The organism is Paraburkholderia bannensis, from assembly GCF_014200455.1.
In the GTDB taxonomy this organism is placed as follows: Bacteria; Pseudomonadota; Gammaproteobacteria; order Burkholderiales; family Burkholderiaceae; genus Paraburkholderia; species Paraburkholderia bannensis_A.
In genome coordinates this window covers 146569-162773 of record NZ_JACHBW010000008.1, presented here as the reverse complement: position 1 = coordinate 162773, position 16205 = coordinate 146569, and the positions used below count along the sequence as shown (strand labels likewise).

24 protein-coding genes are annotated in these 16205 nt (G+C 62.3%); 3 read left to right on the top strand and 21 right to left on the bottom strand.

The window, feature by feature from the left end:
• Positions 1-28 precede the first annotated feature (28 nt).
• The 18 genes from F4827_RS15120 to F4827_RS35290 form a co-directional block, all read right to left on the bottom strand.
• Positions 29-2020, bottom strand: coding sequence for a hypothetical protein (locus F4827_RS15120; protein ID WP_183724745.1), 1992 nt, complete (start codon positions 2018-2020; stop codon positions 29-31).
• Between the two features lie 64 nt (positions 2021-2084).
• The gene (locus F4827_RS15115; protein ID WP_183724744.1) at positions 2085-2267 is read right to left on the bottom strand and encodes a hypothetical protein; all 183 of its coding nucleotides are present in this window, start codon (positions 2265-2267) and stop codon (positions 2085-2087) included.
• Between the two features lie 8 nt (positions 2268-2275).
• Entirely contained in the window at positions 2276-3118 is an 843-nt protein-coding gene (locus tag F4827_RS15110) for a hypothetical protein (protein WP_183724743.1), read from the bottom strand.
• Positions 3119-3469, bottom strand: a complete 351-nt coding sequence (locus tag F4827_RS15105) for a hypothetical protein (RefSeq protein WP_183724742.1) — start codon at positions 3467-3469, stop codon at positions 3119-3121. It lies immediately after the preceding gene.
• The gene (locus F4827_RS15100; RefSeq protein WP_183724741.1) at positions 3466-4404 is read right to left on the bottom strand and encodes a hypothetical protein; all 939 of its coding nucleotides are present in this window, start codon (positions 4402-4404) and stop codon (positions 3466-3468) included. The genes F4827_RS15105 and F4827_RS15100 overlap by 4 nt, the downstream gene beginning before the upstream one ends.
• Before the next feature lies 1 nt (position 4405).
• A complete protein-coding gene (locus tag F4827_RS15095; RefSeq protein WP_183724740.1) occupies positions 4406-4798 on the bottom strand; it encodes a hypothetical protein in 393 nt (130 codons plus the stop codon).
• 7 nt (positions 4799-4805) lie between these two features.
• Complete coding sequence (locus tag F4827_RS15090) at positions 4806-5807, bottom strand: phage terminase large subunit (protein WP_183724739.1); 1002 nt, start codon at positions 5805-5807, stop codon at positions 4806-4808.
• Positions 5797-6297 carry an HGGxSTG domain-containing protein gene (locus F4827_RS15085; protein WP_184123815.1) on the bottom strand — a complete coding sequence of 167 codons (501 nt, stop codon included), beginning with the start codon at positions 6295-6297 and terminating at the stop codon, positions 5797-5799. Before F4827_RS15085 ends, F4827_RS15090 begins: the two co-directional genes overlap by 11 nt.
• Before the next feature lie 254 nt (positions 6298-6551).
• A complete protein-coding gene (locus tag F4827_RS15080) occupies positions 6552-6953 on the bottom strand; it encodes a hypothetical protein (protein ID WP_183724737.1) in 402 nt (133 codons plus the stop codon).
• A 304-nt stretch (positions 6954-7257) separates the two neighbouring features.
• Positions 7258-7929, bottom strand: a complete 672-nt coding sequence (locus F4827_RS15075; RefSeq protein WP_183724736.1) for a hypothetical protein — start codon at positions 7927-7929, stop codon at positions 7258-7260.
• Between the two features lie 196 nt (positions 7930-8125).
• Positions 8126-8551, bottom strand: a complete 426-nt coding sequence (locus F4827_RS15070; protein ID WP_183724735.1) for a hypothetical protein — start codon at positions 8549-8551, stop codon at positions 8126-8128.
• Complete coding sequence (locus tag F4827_RS15065; protein WP_183724734.1) at positions 8548-8892, bottom strand: nuclease domain-containing protein; 345 nt, start codon at positions 8890-8892, stop codon at positions 8548-8550. Before F4827_RS15065 ends, F4827_RS15070 begins: the two co-directional genes overlap by 4 nt.
• A gap of 139 nt (positions 8893-9031) precedes the next feature.
• Positions 9032-9655 carry a hypothetical protein gene (locus tag F4827_RS15060; RefSeq protein ID WP_183724733.1) on the bottom strand — a complete coding sequence of 208 codons (624 nt, stop codon included), beginning with the start codon at positions 9653-9655 and terminating at the stop codon, positions 9032-9034.
• Positions 9652-10071, bottom strand: coding sequence for a recombinase (locus F4827_RS15055; protein WP_183724732.1), 420 nt, complete (start codon positions 10069-10071; stop codon positions 9652-9654). The genes F4827_RS15060 and F4827_RS15055 overlap by 4 nt, the downstream gene beginning before the upstream one ends.
• Positions 10068-10586 carry a hypothetical protein gene (locus F4827_RS15050; RefSeq protein ID WP_183724731.1) on the bottom strand — a complete coding sequence of 173 codons (519 nt, stop codon included), beginning with the start codon at positions 10584-10586 and terminating at the stop codon, positions 10068-10070. Before F4827_RS15050 ends, F4827_RS15055 begins: the two co-directional genes overlap by 4 nt.
• Entirely contained in the window at positions 10583-11053 is a 471-nt protein-coding gene (locus tag F4827_RS15045) for a hypothetical protein (RefSeq protein ID WP_183724730.1), read from the bottom strand. Before F4827_RS15045 ends, F4827_RS15050 begins: the two co-directional genes overlap by 4 nt.
• Entirely contained in the window at positions 11050-11709 is a 660-nt protein-coding gene (locus F4827_RS15040) for a DUF6475 domain-containing protein (RefSeq protein ID WP_183724729.1), read from the bottom strand. The genes F4827_RS15045 and F4827_RS15040 overlap by 4 nt, the downstream gene beginning before the upstream one ends.
• On the bottom strand, positions 11706-12371 hold the full coding sequence (locus F4827_RS35290; RefSeq protein ID WP_260184552.1) for a hypothetical protein: 666 nt from the start codon (positions 12369-12371) through the stop codon (positions 11706-11708). The genes F4827_RS15040 and F4827_RS35290 overlap by 4 nt, the downstream gene beginning before the upstream one ends.
• A 39-nt stretch (positions 12372-12410) precedes the next feature.
• Between F4827_RS35290 and F4827_RS15030 the strand changes: the two genes are divergently transcribed.
• Genes F4827_RS15030 through F4827_RS15020 form a run of 3 tightly spaced genes read left to right on the top strand, consistent with a single transcriptional unit; the run spans position 12411 to position 14499 of the window.
• A complete protein-coding gene (locus F4827_RS15030) occupies positions 12411-13229 on the top strand; it encodes a DUF5131 family protein (RefSeq protein ID WP_311735593.1) in 819 nt (272 codons plus the stop codon).
• Complete coding sequence (locus tag F4827_RS15025) at positions 13226-13423, top strand: excisionase (protein WP_183724726.1); 198 nt, start codon at positions 13226-13228, stop codon at positions 13421-13423. Before F4827_RS15030 ends, F4827_RS15025 begins: the two co-directional genes overlap by 4 nt.
• Entirely contained in the window at positions 13423-14499 is a 1077-nt protein-coding gene (locus F4827_RS15020) for a tyrosine-type recombinase/integrase (RefSeq protein ID WP_260175226.1), read from the top strand. The genes F4827_RS15025 and F4827_RS15020 overlap by 1 nt, the downstream gene beginning before the upstream one ends.
• A 63-nt stretch (positions 14500-14562) precedes the next feature.
• Here the strand turns inward: F4827_RS15020 and F4827_RS15015 are convergent, their stop codons facing one another.
• From F4827_RS15015 to F4827_RS15005, 3 genes are all read right to left on the bottom strand, one after another.
• A complete protein-coding gene (locus F4827_RS15015) occupies positions 14563-14904 on the bottom strand; it encodes a DUF971 domain-containing protein (RefSeq protein ID WP_183724921.1) in 342 nt (113 codons plus the stop codon).
• Positions 14905-14912: 8 nt separating this feature from the next.
• Positions 14913-15872, bottom strand: coding sequence for a HEAT repeat domain-containing protein (locus F4827_RS15010; RefSeq protein WP_183724724.1), 960 nt, complete (start codon positions 15870-15872; stop codon positions 14913-14915).
• Between the two features lie 64 nt (positions 15873-15936).
• A complete protein-coding gene (locus F4827_RS15005) occupies positions 15937-16182 on the bottom strand; it encodes a ferredoxin family protein (RefSeq protein ID WP_183724723.1) in 246 nt (81 codons plus the stop codon).
• Positions 16183-16205 lie beyond the last annotated feature (23 nt).

Below are 16205 nucleotides of genomic sequence, written 5' to 3'. Positions count from 1 at the left end.
CCGCACGAGGCGGGCGCAGGATTACGACTTAGCTGACCGAGACGCTGACCGTCGAACCACCTTGCAGCGAGATGAGGAACTCCCGCACGATCGACTGGAATTTCACCTGCACCAGGCATTGCATGATGCCCAGCGAGACATTGCTGTCTGGATTGTTCGATTCATCGAGAGTGACCTTGTACGGCTGCTTGGTCGGGTTATTGACGTCGCCGATGTACTTGTTGACGAGCCACAGTGTGGAAAGCCACGCCGTGATCGCGTCGCGTGCCTCAGTGCGCAGGTCATCGGTTTGCGGGTTGCCAACGACATAGCCGAAGTTCGCCGCGAGCGTGAGCGCGATGAAGTTCGTCATCGTCGTGTACGACTCGCTGTTCGTCGAAGCGTCACTCGACGTATTTCGGTCGGTCTGGAACCCGAAGTAGTTCCCGCCCGGCGACGGATTCGCGAGAAAGTCGAGACGCGCCTGCACAGCCGACAGCGTTTCCGGGCCGGAGTAGGGCACCTGCTGCACAGAGCGCTGCGTCCCGATAATTCCCTGCACGGGCTTGTTCAGCGTCGACTGGTTCGGCGCGAGATTTGCGCGCATCGGCCCCCAGATGGTGGCTGGCCCCACCAGCCGTTGGACGTTATTGACGTTGTCCTGCCAGTAGACCCAGTCGCCCACCAGAGCCTTCAGCCCATAGGTGTCCACGCCTGCCGTGTTGAGGCTAGTGGAAACGGTCGAGATAGACTGGCCCGGCTGGCCCTGTGCCGCGCCAAACACACCGAACTGCTGTCCGAACAGACCCATCGTGCTCCATTGCGAGGAGGTCGAGTGATCGACGAGGTTCATCGTCTGAACGCCCGAGCTCTGCAGGGCATACATGCCGCTCGGCGGTGTCGTATTCGCGCCGATGAGCGACGCGTCAGTCACGCCGGCCGCGCCGTCAGTGCCACCGGAGAGCGTCACGGATGCAAGTGCTGGCGCCGCAGCCGACGTCCCGATCGTCGCAATCGCGAGCTGCGACGGGCCACGTACACCAGACTGCCCCTGGTTGATGGCGTTCACCAGATTCAACCAAATGCTCGTGGCCAGCACGACGGAGCCACCAGTGCCCGCGCCGCCACCCGACAGCGTTGCCGTCGCGCTGGTATAGCCGCTACCGGGGTTGGTGATCGACACCGGGCCGAGTCCCCACACCAGATTTACCAACGCACCCGTCCCAGCCCCCGACGTCGATTGCTGAGCGACCGGGTTCGTCGGGATGGAGCCGCCCGTGAGCGAGCCAGCATTCGTGACGCTCAGCGCCGTGATTGCGCCAGCGGTCGCGGTGACACCCAGCACAACGCCGTTGGAAAGTGTGATGGTATCGCCGGTCGTGTAGCCGCTGCCCGCGTTAGCGCCGCCACCAGAGACGTTGGCCGATACCACCTTCAGCGTAGCGTTCGCCGTCGCCTGTACCCCATTTGCGCCCTGCGGAGCGGAGATGGCGAGATTGGGCACCGACGTGTAGCCGGTGCCGGGCGTCACGTTAGCGCTGCTCACACCCTGCGTGAGGTTGTCGAAAATCTCGGGCTGGAAGCCAGGCAACGCCAACGTGACCTTGTAGCTGTTTGCCTTAGTGCCGGTCGACGTGGTCGCGACGAGGCTGTTGCCGAGCGAGCCAGTGTAGAAGCCGGTCAGCGTCGCGCCAGTGGCATTCGAGCCGTCCTTCAGCGTTCCGGTCGCGGCGGTGTCGGTGCCGTCGGTGACACGCACCGCGATGTTGTTGTACTGCCCGAGCATGAACGCGATTGCGATGGCCGTCGCGAGATCGCGCAGTCGGTTCGTGACCGGCCCCCAGTTGGCCTGATTGGCTTGGGGTGACCCCGTGACGACGGGGCTGTTCACCGGCCCCCACGAAGCAACGCCGACAAGGCCATAGCCATTCGTGGCGACGCCGGCAACAACGGGAGGCGGCTTGACGATCTGGACGTAAGCGCCCGGCGCCATCGCGCCAGCCGTATTCAACTGGCCATACTGGTAAATCATCGTGCCCATGTAGCGGCTCCAGAATGCAAAAAGCCGCCTGAAAGCGGCGGCCTAATGCGCGGTGTGAGGTGGATTACTGCGGAATCACCTTGCGGCAGTGGTGCGCGTTTTCGCTTTTGAGAACGGCATCCACCTCGTCCGGATCGGTGATGCTATCGCCCCGGCGATAGTCGCCGAACGCGTGCACGACGACGAGTGTGCGGTCCGCGACGCGCTTCACCTGCTCGTCGGCCTGTTCTTTCGTTGCTGCTGCCATGTCGGCTCCTAGTAGGTGCGAGTGAGGATCGGTGCGCCGTCCTGCGTTTCTAGTTCGACTTCAGTTGCAACGACCGTCGCGATCTGCTTCGTAGAGGTGGTTGCGTATTCGATGTCGTAATACAGATCGCGCCGGTAGACGTGCACCTTCTCCGCTGCGTCTGAAAGCACGTTGCGCTGATATCTGATCCGCGCGCCGTAGCCATCGGGCATCGTGATGAACGCGATCTGGGAAAGTGCGCTTTTGATCGCCGCGCCGATCGTCGCGCGCGTGCTCGGGTCGGGCGCCCACACGGTGATCTGGAAGATCTGCGATTGCCGCTCCCATTCCGTCGTCACCGTTCCAGTCGTACCTACGCGCGCTGCGCTGGCGCTCACGCCCCTCGGCAGTGTGATGACCGGTCCGCTGTTCGTCGTGCCGGGGTATTCCGCCGCAATCAGGTTCGCGAGGCCCGTGGCGACCGACGTCAGCGTGTCACTGGCTTGCACCGGATAGACGAACGCTTGCCCACCAACGATTGCGGCGACGTTGTGCGGCGTGAACGGCGATGGCATGCTGCCGCCAACCGTCAACGTACCGACACCAGCACTCAGCGAGATCGTCGCCGTGGCGATCGCCATCACTTTTTGCTTCGGACGGTACCGTGTCGTGTTGCGCTCGGTCGGAGTCGCATAGACGCTTACGTCAGCCACTCCTTGCGGCATGTCGATATCGATCTGGTTCGGCATCGGCCAGCCGGGAAACACCTTGATGGCTTTGCCGGTCACCGAAGGCTGGGCGGTCCCGCTCGGGTACACGAATCCTGCGATCTGGGCAGCGACCGTGTTCAGCACGTCCTGCACGTCGGCCATTTATGCCTCCAGCCGTTCGGCTAGCAAGTTTGGGCCGAGCGAATTTACATACGGCCCCCAGACCTGATATCGCTGACCTGCATCGTCGATGACGATGTCGCCGCGCAGAACTGAACCCGCGGTGACGCCAGCCGAGAGGGGCATGAGTATTCTCCACAGCGTTCGTCCCGCGTCGGCTGGCAGATTGGTGTCCGGCTTGCCTCGCTCTTTTGCTAGCTGAATCGAAGCAGGCAGACCGCTGAAAATGGTCACTTCATCTGTTGGATCCGTACCGGAATACGGCTGCAGGCCGGCGCCGCCTTGGGCCGACTGTCTGCTGATCGAGATCGTGCGCGGATAGATGAAACTCATGCCCAGGCCTTCGCGCGGAACGGTGCCAGCATCGCTTTCGTGTCGTCGTCGAGCAAGGTCGCGGCAAACCGCTCAAGGGCGGTGTCGCCAGCCTTGTACGACTTGACTGCGCCTAGCTGCGGCACGGAGGCCTGCGCCTGAATGACGTTCGCACACGCCATCTTGATCGCCGCCGGGATCCCAGAGGCCGGGTAGCCCGCGAGATACCAGAGATTGATCTCGCTGTAATACGCCAGCATCACGCCAGCCGGCACCCAAATCTGACCGGTTTCGGAATCCACGCCGGTATTGACCATGGGGAAAAATTCCCAGACCGGTGGGCCGCCGAAGTGTGACAGCGACGCGAGCAGGTTGAACTCATCCACCTGATAGCGTGACGATGCGCCGCGGCGTCCGTATCCATATCGCCCCTGACCCGCGAGCAGCCGCGCGATCGGCGTGTAGGCCAGATTCGTCACTGGGCGGCCGTCCGGCATGAACTTGTGCTGCTTCAGCACCATTCCAGCGTCCAGCGTGCACGGGCCCGGGTGTTCGAACACCACGTTCTGCAACGTGACCTGCACGGGCGGCGTCACGCCAGCGATCGACTGAAGGCCGTTCCCGAACGAGACGACGGCGACCGGCTCGGCGATCCCAGCATTGGCGCGGTCGAGGATCAGCACGTCGCCGACGTTGATCGACGCCACGCCACCGGTCAACTCGACCGTCACGTTCTGCCCCGGCGAGATCGGTCCCGCGCACTGGTACGTGATGCTGGGCGAAAGCGCCGACATCCACCCCGGCGCGCCGGTACCGTCCGGTGACCAGACCAGACCCTCTGGCCGCTTCAGATACAGGTCGATCAGCGTCGAAGCCTGCGTGACCTGGCCCGTGGTCGTCGACGACGGCAGCCCGTAGGTCGAGAAGTCGTCTGAGGTCAGGTAAGAAGAGGGCATATCAGGACGCCTGGAAGAGGCCTTGCACGTTCGACAACGTTGCGGCGCTCGCGCCGCTATTCGTCACCGTGACCTGCACGCTGGCGAAGGGCAGGCCATCGGCGCCGACCGTTGCGTAGCCAGCCGTGTTCGCGGTCAGAGCCGCCGTGACGGCCGCGCCCTGCGGAACCGTGCCCGCGAGATCGAGGAAGCGCTGAACGCTGATCTGGCCTGCCTGAGTGCTCTTCAGTCCGACGGCGAAGCTCTTCCAGCCGTTCGAGACGATGACGTTGCCGGACAGGCTGCCTGACGCAGGCACGCTCGCGTTCAGGCCGAGTTGCGCAGCAGACTGCAGGCATTGCAGGGCGGGCCCGAGTTCGCCGCCAACGCCGGAAAGATCGGATCGTTGAGTCATTACGAGGTCAGCAGGATGTGCGTGCGAAGCCGTGATCGCGCAGGATCTGAAGGTCGGACAGCGACGCATTGACCGTTTTGTGCCCCTGTCCGCTGGCGTCCGGATAGACCGTGATATGACGGCCCGGATACCGCGTTAGCAGCTCGACGGCCAGCGTCGGCGTGTCGCGCACGCCGGTCAACTCGCCAACGACGATCGGGCAGTCGAACCGATCCACGCAGACGATCGCCGTGCAGTTGTAGACGTTGAAGTCGATACCGATATGCAGCGGCTCGCCCGGCATGTCGAACGTATCGACATGGTTCAGGCGACGATCGAACTCCGGGTAGACCGCGCCGCTCGTCAGGTTGACGAAAAGCCCTTCGAGGTACGCGTCCAGCAGGTTGGCCGGATAGATGTCCCGAAGTTGTTCGATATAGCCATCGGGCAGGTAAGGATTGCTCGACGTCGGCGCGCGGTAAAGCTCATAACCGGCCTTTGGAGCCTTTTCCCACGTGTCGTAGACGAATCTGAATCCCTCCGGCGTGGTGGCTATGGCCAGCGTGTTCTTCTCGCCGTCCGGCTTTTTCTTCCGGCAGCGCGCCAGGCATTTGCGCCATGCGTTCGCGGCCTTCTTATGCTCGAGCGTGTCGAACTCATCAATTCCGCCGTCCGAGACTTCGAAACCGACGATCCGGTCTGGATTATCCAGCGTGCGGAAGATCACGCTGCCGCCGGTGCGCAGCTTTAATTCCTTGTCTGCCTTATTCAGCTTGTGCCGGATCTTCATCGCATCCAGCCGCTCTTCGAACTTCGGCCATGCGATGAGGCTGATAAGGTCGTACGTCGGCGCGAAATAGCCAACGTTGAACTGCGGGTACATCAGCTTCTTGATCATCAGGCGCGTCACGAGCGCATCTGACTTGCCTGCTCCGAAGCCGCCCACGAATGCGGGGAACTGCGCGTCGGAGAATACGAACTGCTCCTGCGGCTCCGTGAGCGTCAGGTCGACATCAAGCTCACGAGCCATCTTTCACCGCCCGTCGCACAGTGATGCGGATCGCTTCAGGCGGATCGTCGTCTTCGCCCATCAGATCCTTGCGCGTCTTCTCAAGCATCGCCACGCGCGCCGTCAGCCGATCAATCAGCCCGGCATAGTCGCGCACCTTGTAGTGACGCTCTGCCTTGGCCGTGACCTTTTCCGCCCCCTCGCGCTCAACTTCGCTCTCCAGCTCGACGGTGTCGCCGCGCTCCTCTTCAAGGCGAAGCGCGCGCATCAGGCGGATGCGGGTCAGGCGCAATTCCTCGTCGACGCTCCCAAGCTCCAGCGCAGCTGCGAGGCGCTTTTCTTCGGGTGTCAGGAACGCGCTATAGAGCGAGCCCGGTTTCGCCGCATTCCTGCTTCCCTTGCGCGGGCCGGTGCTGGCTCCGCCGTGCAGCTTGCAGCGCCGCTTTCCCTCCATCGGGGCGCGCTTGCACGGCTCACCCGAGCGAGTCTTCGCCCCACATGTCTTTGCCATGTGCGGCCTCGTTCATAGGGTTAATTTCGCAAGAGCAGCATATTCATCTCGATTTTGAGTGATTCATTGCTCTCGGGGGCGCGGGCCGCGAGAAGAATTCGCTCGCAATATGCGGCGCTCAGAGTGAAATAATTTTGAAAGATTGCCGCCGCCCGTCGCCCAATTAATCCGGCATTGCGCCGGCAAGGGAGGCAGGGCTTACATTTCGTCGGCGGACTGCCAGTGTTTCTGCCCACCGCTGGCTGGGGCACTCTTTAACCTTGTTTCGACGGCTGCCAGCGCACGCCGCCGTCTTCCATGAACTCGAACGACAGGCCGAGATGCTGCTCGATCGTCGCGCGGTCCTCAGGCGATGCATCCTGCAGGTGGACGCTGTAGAACTTGTCGTAGGTCGTCGCACCGGCAATTGAGTACTTCACCCATCGGTCACGATCAGGCAGGCGCGCGCCAGTGCTCTCATCGAAGCGCGGCTCGGGGCGATGCACCCAACCGTCGCCTTCCGGCTTGAAGTTTGCCGACGTGCGAATCTCGCGCAACCCGACGTGCGGGTTCGGGATTCCCTCGAAATAAGCCTTGTGCGGCCAGCCGTACTTGCGATCGGCCCAACTCCCCGTAGCGCCTGCGCGAATCGCGGCCGCAACGTCGGCAGGATGCATGGATCCGCAATACGAACAGCAGCGCAGCATGCCAACGCTGCGACCGCTGCGTCGAACGCTTCGAGCGTCCATTCGGTCAGCTTGGCCTGCTCGATCTCGTCCACGGTCAGCCACCTCGCAGGATTGCGCGCACGGCTACGGCGCCGAGGACGGCTGCGCAAATCAGGATGCCGACCACGAGTTGGGGTATCGTCATGGCGGAGTCCAATGCAAAAAGCCCACTGGCTTGTGGCTCAGCGGGCTTTGAGTGCAGTTCTCGAATCTGGCGAAAATATACATCAATCCCGCCAGATTCGCAAGTACTTTACGCGCTTACAATTTCGGCATCCTCAGCTTCCACAAGTCCGTCGCGCTCGAACATGGGTTTGAGCCGTTCGACGCCCTGATTCTCCAGTCCCCGCAGTCGTTTGCGGATCATGAATGCCGCGCGCTCAAGCGTGCGCACCGGCACACCGTAGTGCTTCGAGATCTGCTGGTATGTGAATTCCTTTTCACGCTGGTTCGGGAAGGCATGCGCGGCGATGAGCGCCATGATCGTCTCGCGATTCTGCAGGTTGACGCTCGGGCGCAGGTAGGTGGCTATGCCGAACACGCCGCGCTTCCATTCCATCGACGGCGGGATACCCGGATCGGCGGCGCGCTGCGCGGTGCGCGGCTGGGCCGGAATGCCGCGTGCGTACCGAATCCACATGGCGTAGCGCTCTGGTTCGGGCAACTGGTCCCGTACGCACGCTACGACCATCGCACACTGTGCACGCACCTCGTCTGAGGTCAGGCCGCCAAAGTTGATCGTTCCGTCCGGCGCGTCGCCGCGCAGGTAGGCGAGAAACTTCTCCTGATCCTTGCCCAGTTTCGGAAGCGCTTCGAGCGCCTGAATCAGCGCCACGCGAAACGCGTTCTTCTGGCGCGAGGGAAGGGAGGTGACCAGGAACCCGACGTGCAGGGCTTGTTCGGTGCTCTGGAAAATTGCGTTCAAGTTGACTCCCCGGTGTCATAAATTTCACAGCGCTTTGTCAGTTCGACGCGGGCAGCTGGAGACCGCTTCCTCTTTCTGCATGCCACTTCCGGACCACCAAGCGGCGACTTCACCAACAGGCGGCAACCAGCGCACGTCTGCGCCTGCTTGCGCTCGAGCACGACCGACGGATCGTCGGCAGCGCGCCAGCACCGGCTCAAGGCTCCTCCTCGCCAGTCACGCCGAGGAACCGATACGCGATGCGGCCGCCATCGCGCTCAATTGACTGGGCCACTTCCCAATCGGTGACCTGATCGAGAGTCTCGACGGGTGCCAGGCCTTTCTGAGCACGCAACTCGTTCATCCAGACCGGCACGCGCTTTGATCCGTGGCTAGCAGTAGCGGAAGCGTTCGTCGAGACGGATATGTGCACGCCGACTCGTCGCTCGCGGAGCGCTGCGCGGGTCCGAGGCAGGTCAAAACTCGTGACCTTCCCGGTCGCGCGGTTGATCAGATGCGTCAGCGCGACGTCGACCTCATGAAACTCACCGAGCCAACGCTGCGTCTCGCGCGCCTCGACGCGCCACCGTTGCAGTTCGTCGAGTTCGCGCCCGGCGATGAGATGTTTGAGCCAGCCAATCATTTGAGAACTCCCTTTTCGTGCAGGCGCACGATCGATCGAATGTGACCTTCGAACCACGCGACCACGACATCGGCGTACGTCATGCCGGCAGGCGGCTTGCGCTGGCCGTCATAAATCGCGTCGCAGACGGTGCACGCGTAGGCGCCGCAAAGGTCGTCGGCCTTCAGCGCGCCAGCCTTGCCGCCCGCGGCGCCGCGGTAGTGGCTCCAGATGGTCGTGCGCGGATCGTGAGTGCACGCGCCCGGCAGGCGCACCAGGCACTCTTCGTCGCGCGCCGAGTCGCGGATTTTCTGATTTCGGTAGGTGAGGACTTTCGGGAGTCCGATCAGGCGCGCCGTCATCGTGCGAACCACGCAAGCCAAAAAGCGACCCACGGTGCGGCCATCGACGTGAGCAACAAACGACCACGTGTCCGGCTGGACAGGTAGACCGGCCACACGAACCCGAACAGGACGAAGTACACGACGAGCAAAAGCATCTTCATTGTTTAACTCCCTCGCGGGCGTTCCGCGATGTGTTTCCCAGCAACGCGGATGCTGCATCGAGAAGTGTCTCGAAGCGGCCGAGATCGTATAGAACGGCGTTGGACGTGAAGCGCACATTCCACTTGCGACGCGCAGCTTGGTAGTAGATGCCTTTCAAACCACTCGTGGCTCGCCGCACCGGCGTGAAGATCGCTTCGCGGGCTTCCCAGCCATGCTTGTCAATACGCAACGCGATCACATCGGCGTCAATCCCTGATGCCCGCGCCCATTGCGCGAGTGTTTTGGTAGCACCGTCGAGCTCGATAAGGCGGTTGGTCGTCTTGTTGTTCGCCTGCTCAAGCAACGTTGCCCAACGACAGTTGCCCGGTTCGTAGTTGCCATTGCAATCGGGGAAACGGTCGATCGAATATTCCGGCCCGGGGCGTGGTCCCATGTCGACCAGAAAATCTTCGAATGAATGGCGCCAACGGTCACAAACCGAAATGCCTTTTGCGCCGTACTTTTCGTAGCCGCTACTTCCGACGCGGTGGCAGCGCGCCTTCATGGCGCACCAGATCGAATACTCCGTGGTTTGCCCATCGTCTTTCGTGTGCCCGTGCGTTTCGTTGAAGTGCTTCATTCGAAGACCACTCCTAGCTCGGAAGTTGCATACGCCTCGACTTCCTGCGTGAACTGCGCCATCCGCTTCACGCTGATGTGGCCACGCGCCACCGAGCTGCGTTTGAGCACGATTTCGCCGCTCGGCGTGACGATCTCGCGCGTCGGAAGGAACATCTTGGCGAGTTCCTCGTGCCAGGCATCCTTGTCGAACTGGCGACCGTTGATCCACGCTTGCTCGGCTATCGTCTTCACTGTTATGCCGAAGTAGTAGCGGATCTGGACGTCTAGGCGATCCAGTTCCTCTTCGGTGACGATCACGCGAAGAGGCGTTCCTTTGTCTGCAAGGCTGGGCGCGGTTGCCTTTACGAACTCGACCAACTTCGACCAGACGCCTCCATCCCAGAGAACGAATTCCTGATGAATGGCTGCGGTCATGCGGCCTCCCGATGCAACTTCCTCGCGTAATCCGCGATTTGAGCGAAGGGATTCATGCTCGCGTCCTTCTTGTGACGCAGGCGGTTTCTCAACGCGGCCGGCCGCGGGCGCGGCACATCATCACCTTCTCCCCATGCATAGACGGGGGGCGGTGGTCCGTTGCGCGCGGTCTTGCGCCAGCCTGTGATGTGCACCTTGTCTTCGGCGTGCATGGTCCGAAGAAAATCATGGACACGGCGATAGGAAACGCCTGTCACCTCTGCGAGACCTAACGCATGATTCGGCCCACGCTCGAGCGCCATCTTGAGAATGGCGTAGGCCGCCGAGTACTCAGCCTTCCCGCGCGTGCGCGGGGGCAGCCCGATTTCGTGAGCGTGCTGCATAGCCGCGCGCGGACTACGTCGCGGCAAGCGATGCATGTTTGTCTTGATCGGAGTCGGCAATGCCCAGATCTCGGCGAGGATTGCCTCTTCGTGAGTGGTCCACTCGAACCAGGCTTTCGCGGTATCGCTCATGCGACCTCCAGATCTAGCTTTGGCTGGTGCATCAGGCTGCTAAGCGGCTCGACCACCACTTCAGTGCGTGGGTTGTTCCGGTCGATCGCGTGATAGACGTGTTTCTCGCGCACCTGGCGGTCGTTCACGTAGACGCCGCGCTGCACGAGCACGCGCTTCGCCTTGACGCCGCAAGCCTTCTGCATCGGCGTGAGCTTCTCGCTCGCGTAGCGGTCCTGCATCACGTCGAGCACAACCGACTCGTCGAGGTCCGGACGCTCGCTGGCGTAGAAGATCCGCAGCGTGACGCTGACGGGGCACGTCATCTGCACGCGGGCGCGCGGCGGAATCTGGGGCAGCGCCATCGCTTCGAAGCCCAAAGCCTTCTCGCTTTTGACAGACCTCGTTTTGCCGGCGATCTTGACGATCTTGCGGCTGTTCGCCTTGCTTGCCGGTTCGCCGAGGATGACGAAGCTGATCCGTGTCATACGGCACCTTCCGTGAGGCGGAGCTTCGTGGGCTTCGGTCCGGTCGTTCCCGACGCCTGCATTTGCGTTACGCCGAGCAGAGGATTGTTCGAACCGCCGACGAGAACCGCCGCCGCGGCGCGCGGATCGCCGATGAGGGTAGGTTGCTCACTCCCAAATCCGCCCTTGGTGTTCGAGGCCTCGGCGATGCCGACCAGCAGCGGCAAATACTCGGGAATCTCGCTGCGCATCCGGAATCCGCGGTAGCGATTGACGAACTCGTTGCGTACGAACGGCCATGCTTCCTCGTCCTTCGACCCGATCGAAACCCAACCGCCCATGTCGGTGATGACGCGATGGATCACAGGGTCGTCGAACACGACACTGCGATACGTGCCGACCTCGCGCACCGCACGATCGACCTTCGACCAGGCGACAAGCGCGGCGTCCACGGTCGAGCCGCCGAGCATCTTCACGACGTCGGCTGGCTTCGGCAAAAACTGACCGCTGTCAGGGTTGACGCAATGGCGATTGAGCGCGTCTTTCACGGCCTCGAAGTCGTAGGGCGACATCGCTTGCCACCAGACGCTGAGAGAGAAATCCGAGGCGTCTCGGCCATAGAAGCCGTAGACGCCCGACATGAATTGCGCGAACGACGCGCGATCCTGATCGATCATGCTGATCCTCCTTCGGCCCATCGGCGGGCGACTTCGTTGTTGCGAGCTTCCAGCGCTTCCTGGCGATTGGGGCGACCTTTCGCACCACCGGACTTCATGCGCGCGTTGATGGCGCCGGAGATCCATGACGCGGGCTCTACGGGCTTCTCGCGCATCAGTTGCTGAGCAAGCTCCCAAGCGCCGTCATCGCCAAGTTGCTTGCGAGCGGCGCCCATGAGCGAACGGGCATTCCGGTCTGGCACGCCGCGTTCGACGAGCCACGGGACTGCGACCTGGAATACCGCTTCTTCGGTCGTGAGACCAGGAGGTGGTTCGGCTGACTGCGACGCGTCAGCGTCACAACCGTTAGGTTGTGTATATCCCTGTCCCTGTCCCTGTCTATTGCGATCCCCTGACGATTCGCCACCCGAATCGCCCCCCGATGCTTCGGGAGATCGGGGGGCGATCTTTTTTGGATCGGGGGGCGATCCGGAAACGATCGCTAAGACCTGCTTTTTGCGGAGCGTTTTGGATTGGGGGGCGATCGCGCCGAGAAGCTTCGTGGCTTCGATGATGCGTTGGCGGATCGTCTCCGTATCGATGTCGATGCCCCACCGCTTGGCGTTACCAGCCGAACCGGAAAGCCGTTCTTCGAATGTCTGGATTGCCGTTGGCGCGGTCATGACGCCGCTAGCGTCAATGGGCTACCAGCGTGCCCGATCGTGCAATGTGCGTCGCTCGAGCTCCGGCGCACGCGGCCGCGCGTATTTTGCGCGTCGCTCGCCGATGTATTCGATACCGATGTCGATCCGGCGTGGCGCCGCGATCTATTCGACCTGATCGAGCTGACGCCCAATCTCATCTGGCTGCTACTGACGAAGCGTATCGGCAACGCATTCCGCGAACTTTCGCGTGCGCGCTCACACGACTGGCTGATGGGACGCGACAACGTCTGGCTCGGTGCGACGGTCGTGAACCAGGCCGAAGCCGAGCGCGATATCCCGAAGCTTCTGCAGGTGCCGGCGCGCGTCCGTTTCCTGAGCATGGAGCCTCTGCTCGGTCCAGTGCAGTTGGACCGCCTGCAGATCTCCGACGAACGCGAGCTCGACGTGCTCCGCGGACGAACCGGCTCGACGGCGCAGCATTTTGTCTTCAGGCCGAAGACCGGAGATCGCGTCGACTGGGTAATCGCAGGCGGCGAGAGCGGGCCCGGCGCTCGGCCGATGCATCCGACTTGGCCGCGCATGCTTCGCGACCAATGCGCGGCGGCAGGCGTGCCCTTTCTATACAAACAGTGGGGCGAGTGGACCGACGAGGATTGGGGCGAGCACGCGGGCTATCAGGACACCGCCGGCGTGCTGCCGTCCGGGGAGTTCGAGTTGATGTCGAAGGGCTACTCGCCGCCGTTCGATCAGCATGAGCGCCTGATGGCGGGTAACGTACGCCTCGACGGGCGGATGCTTATGGACCGAGTCGGCAAGAAGAACGCCGGGCGTTTGCTCGACGGCCGCACGCATGACGGTTTTCCGGAGGAACGATGAAAGTTAGACTGGATGACTGGCTCGCCAGCCAATTCAACCCTGCGCCCGCGATTCGCACGGCACGACTCTGGATCAAGCAGGGCAAGATCTATCCAGCGCCGACGAAGGTAGGGCGCGCCTACTACGTCGAGAAAGACGCAATTTTCAATGATGGCGCTTCGCGACCGCGCCTGGCTAACCGCATCCCCCGATAATGGCAGCACGACCGAGAATGAAGAAGCGGGCCCATTGGCCCGATAACCTCCACGAGCCGCGTTCTGGCTATTACACGTGGCGCGACCCGAGGGATGGTCAAACGCATATTCTTGGCCGCATACCGCTCGCGCAAGCCATCTATGAAGCTACCGAGGCGAATGTGATCGTGGACAACGCAAAGGCCACGCGCAGCCTCGCAGAGCGTCTTTCTGATAGCGGGAGAACCGTCAACGACCTCCTCGACAAAATGCCAACGGCGGGCAAAGCAACGACGCTTTCATCGCGCCGTTATTACGACAAGGAAATTCGCAATGCTTTCGGGGGGAAACTTTGTCGTGAGCTGACTGTGCAGGATGCATCAGATCTCCTTGAGTCGATCAAGGCGCGCGGAAAGCTGCGCTTCGCTCAGGCCGTTCGCAGTCGCCTCATAGGCATTTGCACGAAGGGCGTCGCGCTGGGCTGGATGGACCGCAATGTTGCTGAGATCACGGAGACGTTCAAGGTCAAGGTCCAGCGGAAGCGTCTGACGCTCGAGCAATTCAATGCGATCTTCGAGAAGGCCCCGAAAATCGCCGATTGGCTTCAGGATGCAATGCTGCTGGCGCTAGTATCCGGCCAGGACCGCTCCACGGTTGGCCGGTGGCGGGTGGACTGGACTGTCGGTGACGTAGTAATCGTGCATCGATCCAAGACAGAAGCGAACATCGCGATCCCATTAGCGCTGCGCATGAATGCAATCGGAATGTCGCTCCAAGACGTCATCGATCGATGCATGTCTAGCGGGGTTAAGAGCGAGTTCCTCATTCATCACCGCCGTCGTCACGTGCGCGTATACCCAGGTTCGCACGTTAGATATCAACGGATATCGCACTACTTTTCAGAGGCACGCGACCTGGCCGAAATCACCGGCGAGAATGCGCCGACGTTTCACGAGATCCGAAGTCTTTCAAAACGCCTCTATATGGAGCAGGGCGGCGTGGATACGAAAGCACTGCTTGGGCATAGTACAGATCAAATCGCTGCGCTCTACGCGAATACGCGCGGTCTTGAGCCGATCAAAGTAAAAATCACCTGAATGCTTTTTGTTTTGAACGCATTTTGAACGCCTATTGAACAGGCGTAGGCGTGACAAAGGTTTTCAGGCAGCGGATGATGTCGTTATGCCAGGAGGCGCTGTGAGCGTCGGCGGTTCGCCGTGGTCTTGCGCTGCGAAATTTGCGAGCCAGGTCCACGGATAAATGCCGCGATCGTGGCCGTCGCTGAAAACGAATTGCACGCCATAGCCCATCGGCGCGATGCCGGTTACGCCCAGTTCGAAAGGGATCGATCCCGCAGGGTCTACGCCACGCAGGCGCGCGGCGCGACAGTGGCCGCAGGGGCAAGCGGCTCGCAACGCAGCCAGCGGCAGGCGCTGCCTGGCGCCGTCGGGCCACACCAGAACTAGCGCCGTTTTTTCTGCGCGCAATTCCACAGGAACCATTGGAACATTCACGTTGCGCCGCCTTCGAGTTGCTGCAAGGCGATGCGCACGGCTTTGCGCACTTCAGGATCGCGATCTTCCAGCGCGGCCTGTAAAGGCGCGATGCTCGCCACCGACCCGAGTTCGCCCAGTGCCAGCGCCGCTTCCTTGCGCAGATTGCTGATCGAATGCGTGAGCAGGGCGCCAACAGCATGAGCCGCTTGCGGATCGGCCAGACGCCCGAGCGCGCGCGCCGCGCGCAGGCGCACCTGCCAATAATCGTCGTCCAGAGCCGCGACTAGCGCATCGCGCGCTGCCCGGCTGCGCAGCTTGCCAAGCGTTGTGGCGGCTTCCTCGCGCACCTGCCAGTCGGCGTCGCGCAGGGCGTGAAGCAGCGCCGCAGCGGCCTGTTCGTCATCGGCGGTGGCGAAGCCTAGCGCGCCCGCCGCCGCGCGCCGCACCGCGACTTGCGGGTCCGAGGCCAGCAGCACGGCAAGCGGGGCGAGGGCGCGGGCGTCCTTGAGCCAGCCGAGCACGGCCACGGCCTCGATCCGCACTTCGGCGTGAGCGTCGTCGAGCGCGGCCCGCGCGGGCTCGAAGGCGGCGGCGTCGCGCAATTCGCGCAATCCACGCAGCGCAGCGCTGCGCGCGAACGGTTCGGGCCGCGCGGCCCAGCGCCGCAGAACGGCCGCCGATGCCGGGTCCTTGAGTTCGGAGAGCGCCTGCTGGGCGGCATCACGCACATGCGCATCGGCATCGAGCAGCGCGACGCATAGCGCTTCCACCACGTCTTCCTGCTCCCACGCGGCCAGTACGCTTGCCGCTTCGCGGCGCACTTCGGGCGCGGGGTCGCTCGTGAGCGTAGCCACCAGCGTGGGGACGAGCGATTCGTCTTCGAGATCGGCTAGATCGAGCACGGCGATGCGTCGCACGGCGGCGTCGGCATCGGTCAGGCGCGCAAGCACACTGGGTTCAGAAATATCGGTCATGTCGGCAATCGATTGGGAATACGAATTATTGTGCCGTATGGATAGGCTTCAGGCACATGGCCAATCAGCGCAGCAAATACGGAATCTCGACCTTGACTGCGCCAGTCGGGCAATCGCGCTCGCAGGGCATGCAATACCAGCATTCGTCGAATTGCATAAAGGCCTTGCCTTTGGAGGTGTCGATAGCAAGCAGATCGAGCGGGCACACATCGACGCAGACGGTGCAGCCTTTATCGGCGATGCAGCGCTCTTCGTCGATGGTGACGGGCGCGCTGCTGCGCTGGAAAATATCGTGGGGCGTGAAGGACATGATGTATTTTCTCCGTGCGTGTT

Coding starts and splice junctions, on each gene's coding strand:
- F4827_RS15050 (WP_183724731.1), bottom strand. CDS start 10,586: ATGAGCGATACCGCGAAAGCCTGGTTCGAGTGGACCACTCACGAAGAG.
- F4827_RS15015 (WP_183724921.1), bottom strand. CDS start 14,904: ATGGTTCCTGTGGAATTGCGCGCAGAAAAAACGGCGCTAGTTCTGGTG.
- F4827_RS15115 (WP_183724744.1), bottom strand. CDS start 2,267: ATGGCAGCAGCAACGAAAGAACAGGCCGACGAGCAGGTGAAGCGCGTC.
- F4827_RS15065 (WP_183724734.1), bottom strand. CDS start 8,892: ATGACGGCGCGCCTGATCGGACTCCCGAAAGTCCTCACCTACCGAAAT.
- F4827_RS15070 (WP_183724735.1), bottom strand. CDS start 8,551: ATGATTGGCTGGCTCAAACATCTCATCGCCGGGCGCGAACTCGACGAA.
- F4827_RS15090 (WP_183724739.1), bottom strand. CDS start 5,807: ATGGCTCGTGAGCTTGATGTCGACCTGACGCTCACGGAGCCGCAGGAG.
- F4827_RS15040 (WP_183724729.1), bottom strand. CDS start 11,709: ATGATCGATCAGGATCGCGCGTCGTTCGCGCAATTCATGTCGGGCGTC.
- F4827_RS15005 (WP_183724723.1), bottom strand. CDS start 16,182: ATGTCCTTCACGCCCCACGATATTTTCCAGCGCAGCAGCGCGCCCGTC.
- F4827_RS15120 (WP_183724745.1), bottom strand. CDS start 2,020: ATGGGCACGATGATTTACCAGTATGGCCAGTTGAATACGGCTGGCGCG.
- F4827_RS15025 (WP_183724726.1), top strand. CDS start 13,226: ATGAAAGTTAGACTGGATGACTGGCTCGCCAGCCAATTCAACCCTGCG.
- F4827_RS15010 (WP_183724724.1), bottom strand. CDS start 15,872: ATGACCGATATTTCTGAACCCAGTGTGCTTGCGCGCCTGACCGATGCC.
- F4827_RS15105 (WP_183724742.1), bottom strand. CDS start 3,469: ATGAGTTTCATCTATCCGCGCACGATCTCGATCAGCAGACAGTCGGCC.
- F4827_RS15100 (WP_183724741.1), bottom strand. CDS start 4,404: ATGCCCTCTTCTTACCTGACCTCAGACGACTTCTCGACCTACGGGCTG.
- F4827_RS15055 (WP_183724732.1), bottom strand. CDS start 10,071: ATGACCGCAGCCATTCATCAGGAATTCGTTCTCTGGGATGGAGGCGTC.
- F4827_RS15020 (WP_260175226.1), top strand. CDS start 13,423: ATGGCAGCACGACCGAGAATGAAGAAGCGGGCCCATTGGCCCGATAAC.
- F4827_RS15085 (WP_184123815.1), bottom strand. CDS start 6,297: ATGGCAAAGACATGTGGGGCGAAGACTCGCTCGGGTGAGCCGTGCAAG.
- F4827_RS15080 (WP_183724737.1), bottom strand. CDS start 6,953: ATGCATCCTGCCGACGTTGCGGCCGCGATTCGCGCAGGCGCTACGGGG.
- F4827_RS15045 (WP_183724730.1), bottom strand. CDS start 11,053: ATGACACGGATCAGCTTCGTCATCCTCGGCGAACCGGCAAGCAAGGCG.
- F4827_RS15060 (WP_183724733.1), bottom strand. CDS start 9,655: ATGAAGCACTTCAACGAAACGCACGGGCACACGAAAGACGATGGGCAA.
- F4827_RS15110 (WP_183724743.1), bottom strand. CDS start 3,118: ATGGCCGACGTGCAGGACGTGCTGAACACGGTCGCTGCCCAGATCGCA.
- F4827_RS15095 (WP_183724740.1), bottom strand. CDS start 4,798: ATGACTCAACGATCCGATCTTTCCGGCGTTGGCGGCGAACTCGGGCCC.
- F4827_RS35290 (WP_260184552.1), bottom strand. CDS start 12,371: ATGACCGCGCCAACGGCAATCCAGACATTCGAAGAACGGCTTTCCGGT.